The 16,682-nt window shown below is 63.7% G+C and carries 15 protein-coding genes; 1 reads left to right on the forward strand and 14 read right to left on the reverse strand.

Annotated features, from left to right (window positions below):
* Positions 1-392: 392 nt before the first annotated feature.
* The 13 genes from ccoS to surE all read right to left on the reverse strand — a co-directional run bounded on the left by ccoS (position 393) and on the right by surE (position 13,349).
* A complete protein-coding gene (gene ccoS / locus CKO40_RS22410) occupies positions 393-656 on the reverse strand; it encodes a cbb3-type cytochrome oxidase assembly protein CcoS (protein ID WP_200348681.1) in 264 nt (87 codons plus the stop codon).
* A gap of 21 nt (positions 657-677) precedes the next feature.
* Complete coding sequence (locus tag CKO40_RS22415; protein ID WP_200348682.1) at positions 678-3,338, reverse strand: heavy metal translocating P-type ATPase; 2,661 nt, start codon at positions 3,336-3,338, stop codon at positions 678-680.
* A gap of 161 nt (positions 3,339-3,499) precedes the next feature.
* A complete protein-coding gene (locus CKO40_RS22420; RefSeq protein ID WP_200348683.1) occupies positions 3,500-4,054 on the reverse strand; it encodes a FixH family protein in 555 nt (184 codons plus the stop codon).
* Between the two features lie 27 nt (positions 4,055-4,081).
* Positions 4,082-5,479: a cytochrome c oxidase accessory protein CcoG gene (gene ccoG / locus CKO40_RS22425; RefSeq protein WP_242477264.1), complete on the reverse strand. Its 1,398-nt coding sequence runs from the start codon at positions 5,477-5,479 to the stop codon at positions 4,082-4,084.
* Positions 5,480-6,104: 625 nt separating this feature from the next.
* On the reverse strand, positions 6,105-7,037 hold the full coding sequence (gene ccoP, locus CKO40_RS22430) for a cytochrome-c oxidase, cbb3-type subunit III (RefSeq protein WP_200348685.1): 933 nt from the start codon (positions 7,035-7,037) through the stop codon (positions 6,105-6,107).
* Positions 7,024-7,239 (reverse strand): cbb3-type cytochrome c oxidase subunit 3, encoded by a 216-nt coding sequence (locus CKO40_RS22435; protein ID WP_200348686.1) that lies wholly within the window; start codon positions 7,237-7,239, stop codon positions 7,024-7,026. The genes ccoP and CKO40_RS22435 overlap by 14 nt, the downstream gene beginning before the upstream one ends.
* Positions 7,232-7,984 (reverse strand): cytochrome-c oxidase, cbb3-type subunit II, encoded by a 753-nt coding sequence (gene ccoO / locus CKO40_RS22440; protein ID WP_200348687.1) that lies wholly within the window; start codon positions 7,982-7,984, stop codon positions 7,232-7,234. The genes CKO40_RS22435 and ccoO overlap by 8 nt, the downstream gene beginning before the upstream one ends.
* A gap of 39 nt (positions 7,985-8,023) precedes the next feature.
* Positions 8,024-9,475 (reverse strand): cytochrome-c oxidase, cbb3-type subunit I, encoded by a 1,452-nt coding sequence (ccoN, locus tag CKO40_RS22445; protein ID WP_200348688.1) that lies wholly within the window; start codon positions 9,473-9,475, stop codon positions 8,024-8,026.
* 368 nt (positions 9,476-9,843) lie between these two features.
* A complete protein-coding gene (rpoS, locus tag CKO40_RS22450) occupies positions 9,844-10,896 on the reverse strand; it encodes an RNA polymerase sigma factor RpoS (protein ID WP_242477265.1) in 1,053 nt (350 codons plus the stop codon).
* 27 nt (positions 10,897-10,923) lie between these two features.
* Positions 10,924-11,718, reverse strand: coding sequence for a peptidoglycan DD-metalloendopeptidase family protein (locus tag CKO40_RS22455; RefSeq protein WP_338074247.1), 795 nt, complete (start codon positions 11,716-11,718; stop codon positions 10,924-10,926).
* A gap of 46 nt (positions 11,719-11,764) precedes the next feature.
* Positions 11,765-11,914 (reverse strand): hypothetical protein, encoded by a 150-nt coding sequence (locus CKO40_RS22460; protein WP_200348690.1) that lies wholly within the window; start codon positions 11,912-11,914, stop codon positions 11,765-11,767.
* A complete protein-coding gene (locus CKO40_RS22465) occupies positions 11,914-12,585 on the reverse strand; it encodes a protein-L-isoaspartate(D-aspartate) O-methyltransferase (protein ID WP_476702811.1) in 672 nt (223 codons plus the stop codon). The genes CKO40_RS22460 and CKO40_RS22465 overlap by 1 nt, the downstream gene beginning before the upstream one ends.
* A gap of 14 nt (positions 12,586-12,599) precedes the next feature.
* Positions 12,600-13,349, reverse strand: coding sequence for a 5'/3'-nucleotidase SurE (surE, locus tag CKO40_RS22470; protein WP_200348692.1), 750 nt, complete (start codon positions 13,347-13,349; stop codon positions 12,600-12,602).
* Between the two features lie 254 nt (positions 13,350-13,603).
* On the opposite strand from surE, the gene CKO40_RS22475 reads away from it, so the two are divergent.
* On the forward strand, positions 13,604-14,149 hold the full coding sequence (locus CKO40_RS22475) for a Smr/MutS family protein (protein ID WP_200348693.1): 546 nt from the start codon (positions 13,604-13,606) through the stop codon (positions 14,147-14,149).
* 528 nt (positions 14,150-14,677) lie between these two features.
* On the opposite strand, the gene soxB is transcribed toward CKO40_RS22475, so the two are convergent.
* A complete protein-coding gene (gene soxB, locus CKO40_RS22480) occupies positions 14,678-16,465 on the reverse strand; it encodes a thiosulfohydrolase SoxB (RefSeq protein ID WP_200348694.1) in 1,788 nt (595 codons plus the stop codon).
* Positions 16,466-16,682: the final 217 nt, after the last annotated feature.

Consider the following 16,682-nt stretch of genomic DNA (forward strand, 5'->3'; position numbering starts at 1 on the left):
CTCGGTTCCGGTGGATGGCCAGTCCTTTCCGGTTCGGGACTTTCACCCGGCGGGTCACAATAAGAGGTTTCCGATCACTCAAATCATTTCGCGATCATCCCCCTCTTCCAGGCTTTGCCTGGCGCAAGGAAAAGCTCGTACCGAATTGCGCAGGATTTTCGTTTGCCTTCGAGGAGCGTCGCCAGGAGCATAGCCGGGCCATGTGACCGGCGGCGCGACGAAGAAGGCGAGCGAAAAGACCAGCAAGGCGGTATGAGCTTTGACAGAAATCGCCTTAGCAGCGGGCTGGCGCTTCGGGGCGCACTGGTACCGCGTGGTCGCCCGCAAGCGCGCTCCCACTCACGACCATTGCGGGCAGCGACAACCGGTCCCGGGGTCTCCGCTGTCTTGCATTAACCGGATCGTCCGCCGCCAGAGGGTCCATCCTTGTCCGACGCGTCGGGCTCGCGCTGGCGCCCAGCCGCAACCGGTGGATCGTCTTCGGCGTCCGGGAAGCGCCGAGGGTCCTCGCGGTCGAGGTCTTCGTCCATCAGGATGCGCTGCCCATCGCCCTCGAGATCATCGAACTGGCCGCTGCGCGCCGCCCAGAACAGCACGCCGACCGCCACCAGACCAAGGATCAGCATGCCTGGGATCAGCCCGTAGATCACTTCCATCGTTTACCTCACTTTCCCGTCTCAATGCCCTGTCGCGCCAGGAGCTCGGCCGTTCTGCTTGCCGGCCGGATCGACCCGGTCGTGCTGCCTCAACAGGCGCCCGTTCTCAGTCGCGGGCGCTGCGATGCCCGCTGAGCCAGGCTGCCGTTTGAACAGTCCGCGCAGACGCGCCGAGTTGCCGATCACCGCGAGCGAGCTCAGCGGCATCGAGATCGCAGCGACCAACGGGGTGATCAGGGCGGCCATGGCCAGCGGCACCATGATCAGATTGTAGGTAATCGACAGACCGATGTTCTGACGGATCGTCCGTAACGTGCGGCGCGAGAGCGCCGCGGCATCGCAAACAGGCGTCAGCTCACTGCGCATCAGCACGATATCGGCGCTCGCGATCGAGACATCGGTGCCGCTACCGACCGCAATGCCGACGTCGGCCTGCACCAGGGCCGGCGCATCATTGATGCCGTCCCCGACCATCGCGACCCGCTCGCCTTCTCGCTGAAGCCTCATGATCACCTCGGCCTTGTCCTCTGGACGCACCTCTGCGATCAGATCGGTGATCCCGAGCTGCGCGGCGATGCGCTGCGCAACGGCCTCACGATCCCCGGTCAGCAGGGTCACGTTCAGCCCATCCGCTTGCAATCGCTCGATCACCGCGGTGGCGTCGGCGCGCAGATGATCGGCAACGACCAGGCGCAGACGCTCGCGGCCGTCGACGGCACAGGAGAGCAGCGTGCCGGCCCGTTGCGGCTCATCCAAGCCAGACGGCTCGATTGGGATACCGTTGGCGCATAGCCAGTCTGCGGTACCGATCATCAGACGATGGCCATCGACGGTCCCGGCAATCCCGGCGCCCGGCTCGACCGCGACATCGCAAACCTCGACCGCACCCAGCCTGACCCCTGCATCTCGCGCCAACTGCACCACGGCCCGGGCGAAGGGATGCTCTGAAACCTGCTCCAGTGCAGCGACCAAGCGCAGCAGTTCCCGCTGTGTCCCGCTCAGCGCCGCCACTCCGGCGCCTTCCTCCCAGGGGCGCTCGTCGAGAGCGCCGACCACCTCCAACCGGCTGACGAGCGGGCGGCCTGCGGTGAGCGTCCCGGTCTTGTCGAACACGATCTGCTTGATCCCGGAGAGGGTCTCGAGCACGGCCCCGTGCTTGATCAGGATGCCGTGCCGTGCACCGAGGCCAGAGGCAACCGCGATCGCCATCGGGGTCGCCAGCCCGAAGGCGCAGGGGCAGGTGATGATCAGCACCGAGGTCGCGGCCATCAGCGCCGTCTCGAGATCCCGACCGGCCCAGATCATGAAGGTCGTCAAGGCCAGCCCCAGGGTCAGCGCAACGAACCAAGGCACGATCCGGTCAGCAAGGGACTGAATCGGCGCCTTGCTCGATTGCGCCTCCTCGACCAGCCGGATGATGCGCCCGAGCGCGGTATCGCGCAGCAGACCGGTCACCCGCACCTCGAGCACGCCGGCACCATTGAGGGTACCGGCAGCGACGGTATCGCCGACACCGCGCGCCACCGGCTCGGATTCGCCGGTGAGCATCGCTTCGTCGACCTCGCTCGAGCCCTTGATCACGACCCCATCGGCCGGGATCGTCTCGCCGGGGCGCACGAGCAGTGTCTCATCGCATTGCACCGCCCGAATCGGCACCACCACCGGCTCGCCGTCGCGCATCAGGGTCGCGACCTTAGGCTGCAGATCGAGCAGTCTTTGGGTCGCGGCAACCGCCTGGCGCTTCGAGATCGCCTCCAGGAAGCGTCCGACCAGGATCACGAACAGGAAATTGACCACGGTATCCCAGTAGACGTGGCCCTGGCCGCTGACGGTGACGAAGAGCGAATACAGGTAGGTGATCGAGGCGCCGATCGCAATCGGCAGGTCCATCGTCAATGCGCGTTGGCGCAGCCCGAGCCAGGCACCACGGAAGAAGGGCCAGCCCGAATACATCAGGGTCGGTGTCGCGATCGCGAGACCGATCCAGTGGAAGAGCGTGCGGAACTCGCCCTCGTCGGCGCCTGCGTAGAGCGCGATCGAGACCCACATCAGGTTCATCGCCGCAAAACCGGCGAAGGCCATCCGATAGAGGAGGCCCCGATTGCGCCGCTTCAATGACCCCTCCGCGGCCTCGGGATCGAAGGGCACGGCCGCATAGCCGATCTCGGCCAAGCGCTGCAGCAATGCTGAGAGAGCCTGCCGGCTGTTGTCCCATTTCAGACGCAAGCGGCGACCGGTGAGATTGACCCGCGCCTCCTCGACCCCGGGCATCTGCGACAGCCCGTTCTCGATCAACCAGACGCAGGCGGCGCAGTGGATGCCCTCGACGTGCAGGTTGATCTCACGCTGCTCGGTCGAGGTGTCGAGGTAGGCAGCCTGGACCTCATCAAGATCGTAGACCCCGAGCTGCTTGGGCGGCTCGGGCGGCGGTCCGAGCACCTCACCCTCGGGCGTGCGGCGGTAGAAGCCTTCGAGGCCAGCCGCATAGATCGCTTCACAGACAGCCCGACAACCGCCACAGCAGAAAGGGCGGTCGCTGCCATCAATCTCGGCGGACAGGACGTCGCCCCCGTCCAGCGGCAAACCGCAATGGAAGCAGCGTCCATTCAGGTCGACGGCCGCGGCAGTGGGGTAGGCGCTGGGGGCAGGCTCGGTGGGGCTAGCGCTGGGATTTGACGACATGGATCGATAGCAGGATGCGTCGCGCATGGCGGTCGCTCGTCAGCATCTCAGCGCGCATACCCGAGGCGAGCAGAGGCACGATGCGGAACGGGCGCCCAGCGACGCAACCGTTCTGACCTCGTTCTCGTCAGGTGCCCTCTTCAGGAACCCTCTTCAAGAACTCAGGGTGCACCAACGCTGATCCGCTGATCGAACACGACCTCCTGGTCACCGCTCTCAGCGGCCACCAAGGTATCCCAAACGCCGGCGATCGGGAAGCTCACCTCGACGGCGTAACGGCCGGGTGCCTCCTCGATCATCGGTTGGGAAAAATCGGCGGCCGCATCCGATGGACGATAGGCATAGTAGGTCACCGCATCGGGTCGGACCGGTTGACCGGCGGCATCGACGACGAAGAAGCGGACCGTGGTCGGCCGACCTTCGGCCAGATCACCCGGGGTATCAACGCTCATCGTCCACCCGGGCGCCTCCGCACGGCGGGTCGCCAAGGTCCGTTCGACCCGACGTCCGCGCTCGTAATAGTCGTCGACCACGAGACCGGGGTTGGTCGCGAATGCCAGCACGATCATGGTCGCATTGACCGCCAAAACGATGGCCACCAGCGCGAGCCAGGCAATGACCCAGGGATTGCGCCAAGCGCTGCGAGGGCGCCGGCGCTCGGTCTCAAGATCAGACGCAGCGGTTGGTTGGGTGCCAGCGGCGAGCGAATCTGTCATCGAATCATCCATCTCGGGTTGTGAGAATCAGCGCGAGGGACCGAAGAAGGCGTTTTCGCGCTCGGCGCTGACCTGGGTGCCATCCGGCAACTGCGTCGTCGCGACAAAGGTGACCGGCAGGCGCTCACCGTCAAGATCGGAACGCCCGATCTTGATGAAGACGATCGCCGGCGTGACCTCGCCATGCTTGACCGCGATCGGTTCTTCGGCGCCCATCAGTGTCAGCGGCACCGGCGCCTCGGCGCTGATCTCGACCTTCAGATCCGTCTCACTCTTATTGAGGATCTTCAGTGTGTATTTGTTCTGGATCGAGCCATCCGAGAGCTGGACATATAACGGCGCCCGCTCATGGAGTACCTTGAGCTCGATGGCCGCCAGGGTCGACAGCCCGTAGATGATGCCGCTGAGCGCAAGCGCCAGGATAGCGGTGTAGACCCAGACACGCGGCCGGAGCAGCATCGGCTTGACCGACTGACCCTCGAGCTCGTCCAAGGAGGCGTAACGAATCAAGCCGCGCGGACGCCCAACCTTATCCATCACCGCATTGCAGGCATCGATACAGAGCCCGCAGGTGATGCAGCCTTCTTGCTGTCCATTGCGGATATCGACCCCTGTCGGACAAACCGCAACGCACTGATTACAGTCGACACAGTCGCCGGTGGTGCGTGTCTCCTCGAGGTCACCCTTCTTGACCCGGCCACGCGGCTCGCCCCGTGCGACATCATAGGCCGGCACGACCGTGGACTTATCGAGCATCACACCCTGGATACGGGCATAAGGGCAGAGCCAGAAACAGACCTGCTCACGCAGCCATCCGGCCAGCAGATAGGTGCCGAACGTGAACAGCGCAACCGACGCATAGACGGCCGCGTTCGCCCCGCCAACGAAGAAATCCCTCCACAGCGGACCGGCACCATAGAACCAGGCGACGAAGCTGAACCCGGTCAGGAAACCGATCACGAGCCAGATGGCGTGCTTGAGCACCTTGATGCGCAGCTTGCGCGCATCGACGGGCGCCTTGTCGAGCTTGCGTCGCTGTGGCGGACTGCCCTCGAGACGCTCCTCGATCCAGGTGAACACGTCGGTCCAAACGGTTTGAAAGCAGAAGTAACCGCAGTAGACGCGTCCAGCCAGGGCCGTCGCGACCGCCAGCAGGATCGCGAAGAACAGCAGCAGCAGCGATAGCATCCAGAAGTCCTGCGGCAGGACGGTGACCCCGAAGAGGTGGTATTGGCGGTTCGGGATATCGAAGAGGACGGCCTGACGCCCATTCCACTGGACATAGGGCCCCAGGAAGAAGATCAGCCAGACCGATGCCGCAAGCCACTTGATGCGGCGCCATTTGCCCGGCATCCGTTTAGCGTGGATCGTCTCGCCGCCGGTGTTGACTTCCCAGTGGTGGGCCTCGGCGTAGAGCTCGTCCATTGCCGCGTCAGAGCTGCGCGGAGCCGTTTGATTCATATTACAGCAACCAGGTTCACGAACATCTGTGTACCGGGGAGACCGGCATCCATCAGGGCGTGCCGGCGAATTCGAGCACGAGATGATGGGTCAAAAAATGGTGTAAAGAAAAAAGGGGGATACTCGATCCCCCTTCCCGTCCCTGACCCCTCCTAGACATCTCCTGAGGCCAACATCGCGCTACTGTTGTTCGCTCTTGTGTCGTTCTGCGTCTTCATTCATCAGTCTGATCACCTTATAGACTAGGTAGCCGATAATGAATACAGCGATCGCAACGCTGATGATGGAACCCCAAAACACCGCATCGAGGTGCATGTCATCCTCCCCATCCTATTCTAATTCCAGGAGGCCCTATCAAAATGCCCGCCCGGCCTACACAGGTTGCTGAGCTTCAGGCTGTAGACGGCATTCCGTCAGGGCTTCTAAGGCGATTGCCGGAAAAGCTCGTACCGAGTTGCGCAGGATTTTCGTTTGCCTTCGAGGAGCGTCGCCGGGAGCATAGCCGGGCTATGTGACCGGCGGCGCGACGAAGAAGGCGAGCGAAAAGACCAGCAAGGCGGTATGAGCTTTGACAGAAATCGCCTAAGGCCTATTGCCCTCCGCCGAGGCTGTGGACATAGACCGCCAGTTTCTTGATCTGGTCGGGCTCGAGCTTGCCGTCGAGGCTACCAGCGGCATCGCCGAATGCAGGCATCACCGCATCGCGGGTCTGCTCGACACCAGGCTGATTGACCCCATAGAGGATCGTATGCTTCGCGCTCTCATAGCCACCCGGGCGGAATCGCCAGATGCTATCCCTGAGATTCGCAGCACCGACGGTGACGATACTGCCATCGGGCAGCTCCGCCAGCACGCCGTTAGCCTCAGCACCGTGACAGGCGTTGCAGCCCTTCTCGTTGTAGAGCTTCCAGCCCGCGTCGCTACCCCCCTCTCCCTGGGTCTCGGCCATCTCCACGACCCAATTCGCGAGGGTATCGGCCTGGGCCTCGGTCAGGACGTCTTTGTGCGCGGTCATGGCCCCCTTGCGTCCGTTGGTGATGCTCTCCTGAATCTTTGCCAGCGATCCGCCATAGAGCCAGTTGTCGTCGGCCAGCACCGGATAGCCTGGATTACCCTGCCCGCCGCTGCCGTGACAGGCTGAACAGTAGTCGCCGAACAGCACCTTAGCCGATGCCAGCGTGTACTGCGTCAGGCCCGGATCATCCAGGATCTCCTCGGCACTCATGCCGGCGATCTGATCCTCATACTGTGCGCGCACTTCCTCGACCTGCTCGACCCCCTGCTCGTATTCCTTGATCGAGCTCCAGCCAAGGATGCCCTTTGTAAAGCCGCCGCCTTCTTGGGATTGCCACGGCAAGACCGGAAACATCGGGTAGAGGATGCCATATAGGATGAACCAGGCGAGCGATGCCCAGAGTGCGATCATCCACCACTGCGGCGGTGGATTGTTGAGCTCGCGAATATTGTCATCCCAGAAGTGCCCGGTGTTGTTCTCGCCCGGGAACGGGTTATGCTCGGCCATCGTGATCTCCGCGGTCCTCGTTATCGTCTTCAAACGGGATATGCTTTTTTGCTTCGAGCTTGTCCCGATTCTTGGGCCGAAAGACCTGAAAGTAGGCCACGATCATCAGGACGAAGATGACAACGGTCAGGATGGTGCCGACCCAATCGGTCGCCGTCATCGCAGCCCAGTCGGTCTCGAAGTATTCAGCCAAACTACTCACGGTAATCGACGCCGGGCTCGAGCTTTGCCATGGTGCCGAGCACCTGCAGATAGGCGACCATGGCATCCATCTCCGTCTTACCTTCCAATAGGGCCGGTGCCGCCTCGATATCACCCTCGTTGTAGGGCACGCCGATGACCCGCAGACCCTTCATGTGTCGCTGCATCTTCTTCGGGTTGACCAGACGCTCGTCGAGCCAGGGGTAGGCCGGCATGACTGATTCCGGAACGACAGCCGTCGGCTCGCGCAGATGCTGGCGGTGCCACTCGTCCGAGTACTTGCCGCCGAGCCGTGCCACATCGGGACCGGTGCGTTTTGACCCCCATTGGAACGGGTGATCGAACATCGATTCCGATGCCAGCGAGTAATGTCCATAGCGCTCACGCTCATCGCGGAAGGGTCGCACCTGCTGTGAATGACAGAGGTAGCAGCCCTCACGCTGATAGATATCGCGCCCGGCCAGCTCCAACGCGGTGTATGGGCGCACACCGTCGCCTGGATTCCAATTCCACTGTTCCTGACCTTGCTCATTCACGGTCACGATCGGCTGTGAGCCGGGCGCATCCCGGTTCCAGACGATCTCTGGGAAGCGGTTCGCCTCTTCGGTGCTCTTCAGGTAGAAGAGCGGCACGATCTCGACGATACCGCCGACCGACAGCACGATCGCGACCACGATCAACAGTCCCCAGATGTTGCGCTCCATGCGCTCCTGAATCCCCTTCGGTGGCGTGTTCTTCTCAGCCATGACGTACTCTCTCCTCGGGATTTCGGCGCTTCATACAGCTCAGGCGGCCGCCACGGCGGTCGGGCCGCGCGCCTCGCGCAGACTCCCGGCGGATACCGACTTCCATACCGTCATCAGCACATTGAACAGCATGATCACCGCACCGAGCAGGAAGATGCCGCCGCCGACCGCGCGCATCGCGTAGTAAGGATGCATCGCCGCAACCGATTCGACGAAGGTATAGGCCAGGGTTCCGTACTCGTCATAGGCACGCCACATCAGACCCTGCATGATGCCGGAGACCCACATCGCGACGACGTAGATCACGGTGCCGATGGTCGCGGTCCAGAAGTGGACATTGACGAGCTTTTCGGACCACATCTCGGTGTGCCAGAGCCGAGTCATCAGGTGGTAGATCGCACCGATCGAGATCCCGGCGACCCAGCCCAGCGCGCCCGAATGCACGTGGCCGATGGTCCAGTCGGTATAGTGCGAGAGGGCGTTGACCGTCTTCAGCGACATGACCGGGCCCTCGAAGGTCGACATCGCATAGAAGGCCAGTGCAATGATCAGGAACCGCAGCACATAGTCGGTCCGTAGTTTGTCCCAGGCGCCGGACAGGGTCATCATGCCGTTTACCGCACCGCCCCAGGACGGGATGATCATCGCCAGCGAGACCGCCGCGCCGAGCGAGCCGGTCCAATCCGGCAGCGCGGTGTACTGCAGATGGTGCGCACCGAGCCAAACGTAGCCGAACATCAGCGCCCAGAAGTGGATCACCGACAAACGATAGGAGTAGATCGGGCGGTTGGCCTGCTTCGGCACGAAGTAGTACATGATCCCAAGGAAGCCCGCGGTCAGATAGAAGCCGACCGCGTTGTGGCCCCACCACCACTGGATCATTGCGTCCTGCACCCCGGAAAAGAGGCTATAGGACTTCATCAGGCCCACCGGGATCGACAGGCTGTTGACCACGTGCAGATAGACGATCATCACCATCATGCCGAGGAAGAACCAGTTCGACACATAGATGTGCGAGGACTTCCGGTTCGCGATGGTCATGATGAAGTTGAAGGTGAAGGCCAGCCAGACAACGGCGATCAGGATGTCGATCGGCCACTCGAGCTCGGCGTACTCCTTCGACTGTGTGAAGCCGAGCGGTAGCGTGATCACCGCGAGCAGAATGATCGCGTTCCAACCCCAAAAGGTGAACCAGGCGAGCTTGTTGCTCCAGAGGCTTACACCGCAGGTGCGCTGAACCGTGTAGTACGCCGTGCCCATCAGCGTGCAGCCACCGAATGCGAAGATAACCGCATTCGTATGAACAGGCCGGAGCCGACCGAACGAGATATACGGGTTATCGAAGTTCAGAAATGGCCAAGCGAGCTCGGACGCGATGTAGACACCGACGCCGGCACCCACGACGAGATAGACGACCGCCATGATCGTAAACCAGCGGACGACATCGAAATCGTATTTGCGCTCCGCGGAATAGTCGGCTGTGGCTTCCATAGACCCCCCAAACAGGCTGGGAAAATGAGAGGAGTCTGGGCGTTCTGGCCCAGGTGTTGTGCAGCGCACCACCTTGGCGCGCGACCGCGCAATCACACTGGATTGATTGCGAAAAGTCAAGGCGAGCAGGACCGCTCAAACGGCTGCGAGCAACCTCTCATCGGCACGAAGCACAAGCGCTCTCGGGGCCACCGCACAACCACCAATAGACGATAAGCCCTTATCGCTCAAACGAATGTCTGTCGAGGAATTTGGGCCGCGGAAACACGCCCAACGCCAGCGCGGGGCGCTCACAACCGCAAACGAAACATGGACTCAGCGCGCGTTGGCTGAAAGCGCCGCAGCAGCGGCGGGGGCCGGACCGAGGACTACTTGAAGAAGGACTCGAGCGAGAAGCCTTCCTTCTCGAGGATGTCGCGCAGACGGCGGAGCGCATCCATCTGGATCTGACGCACCCGCTCGCGCGTCACACCGAGCTCTTGGGCAACGCGTTCCAGGGTCGAGTGCTCGTAACCATGCAGCCCGAAGCGGCGCTCGACCACCTCGCGCTGCTTGTCGTTGAGCTTCTCGAGCCAGTGATCCAGGTTGGTATGGATGTCATCATCCTGGATGTCATCGCTGGGATCATGCGCGCTCTCGTCCTGCAGCATATCGACGAGCGGCTTATCGGCATCCTTGCCGTAGGGGGTGTCGACCGAAGCGGTCCGCTCGTTCAGCCCGAGCATGCGTTTGACCTCAGCGATCGGCTTGTCGAGCAGCTCGGCGACCTCTTCGGTCGTCGGCTCATGGTCGAGCTGCTGCGACAGCATCCGTGTCGCCTTGAGATAGACGTTGATCTCCTTGACGACATGGATCGGCAGCCGCACGGTTCGGGTCTGGTTCATGATCGCGCGCTCGATGGTCTGGCGAATCCACCAGGTCGCGTAGGTCGAGAAGCGGAAGCCCCGCTCCGGATCGAACTTCTCGACCGCGCGGATGAGCCCGAGATTGCCCTCCTCGATCAGATCGAGCAGCGGCAGCCCCCGATTCAGGTAGCGGCGCGCGATCTTGACCACGAGACGCAGGTTGCTGACGATCATCCGCTTGCGTGCGGCCTCATCGCCCTGCTGCGCGAGGCGTGCATAGCGCACCTCCTCGTCAGCGGAGAGCAGCCGCGACTCGCCGATCTCGTTCAGATAGAGGCGCGTCGCATCCAGCTCAGTGTCGCCGGCCGGATAGCGCTTGCTCAGCTCCTGGGATACGCCGACCGCTGACGCCTCCTCGGCCGAGGCCGCGACCTCTGCATCCTCGGCGTCATCCACTTCCTCGGTCTCCGGAAGATCCGCCTCGGCCTCGTCAGACTCGTCACCGTTGATCAGGATGTCTTCCTCTGTCGGGAGGGAGTCCATCTCCGGATCATCGTCCGATTTAGCCGCTGACATGTATCCCCCTCGAAGCAGTCGATCGGATCACCTCGTTGCCGGCAGGAACAGCAACGGGTCGACAGTGGCTCCGTCGCGACGGATTTCGAAGTGCAGCATCGGTTGACCATCCGCCGACTGGCCGACCTCGGCGAGCTGCTGCCCACGCCTGACGCGCTCGCCCTCGCGAGCGATCACACGGCGGTTGAACCCGTAGGCACTCAGATACCGCGGGCTGTGCTTGACGATAATAAGGTTGCCATAACCGGCGAGTCCACTGCTGCCGCTGTAGGCCACGGTCCCATCGGCGGCTGCCAAGACCGGCGCGCCGGTCGTTGCGGCGATCCGGATGCCTTGCCGGGTCCGGTCGCTGGCATGATACCGTTGTACGACCCGGCCAGACACCGGCCAGGCCCAATCCAACCCGGAAGCCGAGGCGGCGCTGCCCGGCTTCACCGCCGAGCGCGCCACCGCCTTGGTACTCCCTGCGCCTTGTCGCCTCTTTTTCGCTGTGGTCCCGCTCACCGCAGCACGGCGCTCGGGCCGGTTCCGGGCACCGCCCGGCGGCGGAGCAACCCGCAGCAGGTCACCGGCATAGAGAGGGTAAGGCGGCCCGAGCTCGTTCCAAGCCGCAAGCCGACTCATCCTGATGCGCTTGCGCTCAGCGATCTCGCTCAGCGTGTCCCCAGGCCGAACACGATAGTAACCGGGCGGAGCCGGGCCATAACCCCGATCGACCACCGGCGCCAGGCCGCGTGCACCGCATCCCGCAAGCACCATTGCCAGTAGCAGCACCGGCGTTCCCGCCGCGATGCCACCGTTCAGGCGCCTGCCCCGGTTCACGCCCCGGATCATGGCATGGCTCGCCACCGACGCTGAGTCATCGCAGCTACAAGACCAAGCCAATCAGCGCCAGCATCGCCCAGCCGATCGTCTCGACAGACCGCCGCAGCCGCCGCTCCATCGGCTCGCCGCCCCAGGCCAGCGGATGCCGCGACCCCTGCATCACAGGGTCATGCATGACCGAGAGCAAACGCATCAGGCGACCCCCTCAAGCAAAGGTACAAAAGTAACAGGCTCCAGCACCTCATGCCGAAACCCCAGGCGACGGCCTCTCCGCTGTCTCGTCAAGCGCACCAACACCTGCCCACGGCCAGAATCGATCGGCAGCACCATGCAACCGCCCGGGGCCAACTGCTCCGCCAACCGCCGCGGGATTCCGTGCGCCGCCGCCGTGATCAGGATGCCATCGAACGGGGCGTATTCAGGCCAGCCGGCACAGCCGTCGGCATGACGCAAGCGCACGTTGCGAAGCTTCAGCGCCTTGAGCCGTTGCTCGGCGCGTGCCTGCAATGAGGCGATGCGCTCGAGGCTGTAGACGCGTCTTACCAACGCCGCGAGCACGGCGGTCTGATAGCCGCAGCCGGTGCCGATCTCGAGCACCGTCTGCACCGGCCCGGCCGCGAGCAGCGCCTGCGTCATCCGAGCCACCATGTAGGGCTGCGAGATGGTCTGCCCCCAACCGATCGGCAGTGCCGAATCCTCATAGGCGCGGCTTGCGAGGGCCTCTTCAACGAAGAGATGGCGGGGCACTTGCCGCAGTGCCCCGATCACGGTCTCATCGACGATACCGGCCGCCATCAATCGTTTCGTCAGCCGCTCACGCGTGCGCAGCGAGGTCATCCCGCTGCCATCCGCAACCGGATCGATGAGCGCGGCAACGCTCATCGCAGTCCGTCCAGCCAGCGGCCGAGCGGCTCGATGGCCTCATGCCGGGTCAGGTCGACCTTCAGCGGGGTCACCGAGACATAGCCCGCGCGCACCGCATGGAAATCGGTTCCCTCCCCAGCGTCCTGCTCCGGCCCCGCCGGACCGACCCAGAACATCGGCCGGCCGCGTGGGTCGCGGATCTGCTCGACGGGCTCGGCCCTGTGGCGGTGGCCGAGACGGGTTGCTCGCAGGCCAAGCAGGTCGGCCAGCGGCCGATCCGGGACATTCACGTTCAGGATCGTGTTCGCGGCCATCCCACCGGACTGCAGGCCAGCGACCAGGTCGGTCACCACCGCGACGGCGGTCTCGAGATGACGCGGCTCATGCGCATCGATCGACACGGCAAGCGCCGGCAGCCCGAGGAAGCGGCCCTCGGTCGCCGCCGCGACCGTGCCCGAGTAGATCACGTCGTCGCCCAGGTTGGGTCCGTGGTTGATCCCGGCGACGACCAGGTCCGGCTCCTCATCGAGCAGGCCGGTAATCGCAAGATGCACACAGTCGGTCGGCGTCCCATTGACCCGGACGACCCCATTATCGAGCCGCTCGGCCCGAATCGGCACATCGAGGGTCAGCGAGTTGCTGGCACCACTGCGATCTCGGTCCGGTGCCACCACGGTGAGCTCACCGAACCGGCGGAGTCCGGCAGCAAGTGCCTGGAGACCGGGCGAGCGATAACCATCATCATTACTGAGAAGAATCTTCATAAGGCCCTAGGCGAATGGCCAACCTTGGTCCGGCCGCAAACGGGTGATCGCATACAACCGATGTTTACGGGCAATGCACAGCATCCGAGCCGCGTCAGCGGCCGCAATCGGACTGAATCAGCGCTACCGGGAGTCGAATCCGGGTCCCGGCAGTCCAACTGTAACCTCAAGCCGCGCTGGCCGCATCGATCGAACGCGGGGCATTGAAGTCTGGTACATTTTGGCCACCGCGCCGCGGAGACGCGAGGCAGAGAATGAAAAATCGCCTTCAGGATGCTGATTATGCACTCTTTCGCGCTGAAGTCGAAGACGCCGTTCCGCTCGAGAGCGAGACCGCGGAACCGTTTCGCGAGCGACCGGCGCCGGTGCCGCGCCCCCGCCCCGAGGAGCCACCCGAAGAGGAGCGCATCCAGCTCTCGGAGGCCGAGGTCGAGACCCATGACTTCCTGCTCTTCACGCGGCCGGGGATACAGAAACGGGTCGTCTACGCCTTGCAGCGCGGCCAGATCGAGCCGACGCTGGAGCTCGACCTGCACGGCCTGACGGCCAATTACGCCCGCTCGCTGCTGCGCGAGTTCCTCGCCGACTGCAAGAGCCGGCGCATCCGCTGCGCCAAGATCATCCACGGCAAGGGGCGCGGTTCGAGCTCACGCCAGCCGGTGCTCAAGTGCAAGGTCAATTACTGGCTGCGCCTGCGCGAGGATGTGCTCGCCTTCTGCTCGGCCCCGCGCTTCGATGGCGGCACCGGCGCCGTCTACGTGCTCCTGCGCAACCCCGCCAAGGCCAACCGGCGGCGCTAGTGCATCGCCTCAGGTGATTGCCGGAAAAGCTCGTACCGAATTGCGCAGGATTTTCGTTTGCCTTCGAGGAGCGTCGCCGGGAGCATAGCCGGGCTATGTGACCGGCGGCGCGACGAAGAAGGCGAGCGAAAAGACCAGCAAGGCGGTATGAGCTTTGACAGAAATCGCCTCAGAAATGCCGAGACCCTTTTCCTGCCATCTGGCTCTCAGCGCTGTAGGAGCCCGCTTGCGGGCGACCAGGCCGCGCGCACCGCGGCGACACTCGCCCGCAAGCGGGCTCCTACCCCACGACCATTGGCGGCAGCGACCATCGGTCTCGGGATTTCCGCTGTCTTGCGCTAGCGAGATGAAGGGGGCCCAGTCGACCGAGCACCAACGGATACCCGCGGCCGCAGCCGCGTGACGCCGATCGACCCGATGTGACCATGCCGCGGCGCGAGCGCGCGCCGGGCACCGCCGCATGGCGGGCGGGCCATCCGCTAGCCGCCCACCAAGCGCTCAGGTTTGCTTACCAGAATCAGTTTGGGCTCAGCTCAGGATCTCGCCATCGTAGGCCGCGATCCCTGGATTGCCCTTGACGTTCTTGAGCTTGGGCGTGTTCAGCTTCTCGACCTTGACGGTCTTCACATCACGCAGATAGGTCGCGACCGTCTCCCAGATCGGCTCGCCCGGGGCCTGGCTGCCGACCGTGGCCCAGCCGGCGACGACGTAGGTCTTGTCCGGCTCGATCTTGGTACCGTCGTCGAGCTGCATCTCGGTGATGCGCTCGCCCATCCCGGCGGCCGGATCACAGACGTAGTCGAGCCCGCCGACGCGCACCATGTCGCCGCCCTGCTGCACATAGGGGTCCTTGTTGAAGAGGTTGTCGCAGACGTCCTCGAGGATGGCCTTGATCTCGGAGCCGGTCATCTCGCGGCGGTAGGTCTCCGGATAGGTGATGCAGGTCTGATCCATCACGTTGTCCATCGTGATCGTCTGGCCCGGCAGCACCGTCGTGCCCCAGCGGAAGCCGGGCGAGAGGCTGATCTGGGCGTCGTTGACCTTACGCAGTGCATCGCAGATGACCTGATCGAAGGTGCCGTTGAAGTTGCCGCGCCGGTACAGCAGCTCCTCGGCGGTCGCGAGCGCCTCGGTGAGCTTATCGGCATAGGGCGCACGCACCTCCTCGATGTACTTCGCCATCTCGGCGTTGGGCTCGAGCAGGTTCGAGAACACCGGCAGCAGCCGGTAGCGGTAGTCGCGCAATTTGCCGTCCTTGACGTCGAGGTCCATCACGCCGAGGAACTTGCCGTTGGAGCCGGCGTTGGTCACCAGGGTCTTGCCCTTGGCGTTCTCGACCTCTGTAGGCGCCGGCATGCCGTCATGGGTGTGGCCGCCGAAGATCACGTCGATGCCGGTGACGCGCGAGGCCATCTTCAGGTCGACATCCATGCCGTTGTGCGAGATCACCACGACCAGATCGGGGGATTCCTGCTCGCGGACCTGGTCGACGAACTCCTGCATCCGCTGATCCTGGATGCCGAAGGTCCAGTCCGGGATGAAGCGCGACGGGTTGGCGATCGGCGTGTATGGGAACGCTTGACCGATCACCGCGACCCGCGCGCCGCCGACCTGCTTGATCGTGTAGGGCTCGAACGCCAAGCCGCTGTCCGGCTGGAAGCCGCCGAAGTCCTCGTGCGGATAGTCGAACAGCGAGACCTCCTTGACCTTGACGTTCTGGGCGACAAAGTCGCCGTGGAATGCCTCGACATTCTTGATCACCTCATCGGCGAGATAGGTGAATTCCCAGTGCCCGGTCATTACATCGACGCCGAGGCGGTTGCAGGCCCCGACCATATCCATCCCGCGCGTCCAGTACGCGGTCCCGGAGCCCTGCCAGGTATCGCCGCCATCCATCAACAGGGTATTGCCGTCGCCGCGCTCGGCGCGGATGCGGTCCACCAGCGTTTTCAGATGCGCAAAGCCGCCCACCGCGCCGTACTTCTCGGCCGCCTCGGAGAAATTGAGATAGCTGAACGCATGCGCCTCGGCGGTGCCGGGCTTGATCCCGAAGTGCTTCAACAGCGTCTCGCCGACGATGTGCGGCGCCTTGCCGTAGGCCGGTCCGACGCCGATGTTGACGTTCGGCTCGCGGAAGTAGATCGGGTTGAGCTGCGCGTGACAGTCGGTCATGTGCAGCAGCGTCACGTTACCGAACTTGGGCAGCTCATAGAGATCGCTGGGCTGCTTGGCCTCGGCGAAGACCGAGCGCGGCAGCATGCCGGCGGCGCCTGCCAGCCCGAGCAGACGGACGAATTCACGGCGGGAAATAGTCATTGGGGTATGCTCTCCTCCTGACGTTCTGCTTCTCGATGTCGCCAGCGCCCGTCATCGGGTCTGCGCGCCGGGCGCCGGCCAAGCCGGCCGTAGTATGCACGCGCGTTATCTCCGATTACCATCAACGGAAGCCACGCCCTGACTCCTGACTTTCCGTAGCTGATCTTCCGAAGCCGACCAGCACCGCGTCCGGCTCGCCGCCCTGATCGCTGCTCGC

It is taken from the genome of Halochromatium glycolicum, assembly GCF_016584085.1.
GTDB classification, from domain to species: domain Bacteria; phylum Pseudomonadota; class Gammaproteobacteria; order Chromatiales; family Chromatiaceae; genus Lamprobacter; species Lamprobacter glycolicus.

Excerpts from the sequence above, each read along its gene's own strand:
- ccoS (WP_200348681.1), bottom strand. The coding sequence starts at position 656 with ATGGAAGTGATCTACGGGCTGATCCCAGGCATGCTGATCCTTGGTCTG.
- CKO40_RS22415 (WP_200348682.1), bottom strand. The coding sequence starts at position 3,338 with ATGTCGTCAAATCCCAGCGCTAGCCCCACCGAGCCTGCCCCCAGCGCC.
- CKO40_RS22420 (WP_200348683.1), bottom strand. The coding sequence starts at position 4,054 with ATGACAGATTCGCTCGCCGCTGGCACCCAACCAACCGCTGCGTCTGAT.
- ccoG (WP_242477264.1), bottom strand. The coding sequence starts at position 5,479 with ATGGACGAGCTCTACGCCGAGGCCCACCACTGGGAAGTCAACACCGGC.
- ccoP (WP_200348685.1), bottom strand. The coding sequence starts at position 7,037 with ATGGCCGAGCATAACCCGTTCCCGGGCGAGAACAACACCGGGCACTTC.
- ccoO (WP_200348687.1), bottom strand. The coding sequence starts at position 7,984 with ATGGCTGAGAAGAACACGCCACCGAAGGGGATTCAGGAGCGCATGGAG.
- ccoN (WP_200348688.1), bottom strand. The coding sequence starts at position 9,475 with ATGGAAGCCACAGCCGACTATTCCGCGGAGCGCAAATACGATTTCGAT.
- rpoS (WP_242477265.1), bottom strand. The coding sequence starts at position 10,896 with ATGTCAGCGGCTAAATCGGACGATGATCCGGAGATGGACTCCCTCCCG.
- CKO40_RS22460 (WP_200348690.1), bottom strand. The coding sequence starts at position 11,914 with ATGCGTTTGCTCTCGGTCATGCATGACCCTGTGATGCAGGGGTCGCGG.
- surE (WP_200348692.1), bottom strand. The coding sequence starts at position 13,349 with ATGAAGATTCTTCTCAGTAATGATGATGGTTATCGCTCGCCCGGTCTC.
- CKO40_RS22475 (WP_200348693.1), top strand. The coding sequence starts at position 13,604 with ATGAAAAATCGCCTTCAGGATGCTGATTATGCACTCTTTCGCGCTGAA.
- soxB (WP_200348694.1), bottom strand. The coding sequence starts at position 16,465 with ATGACTATTTCCCGCCGTGAATTCGTCCGTCTGCTCGGGCTGGCAGGC.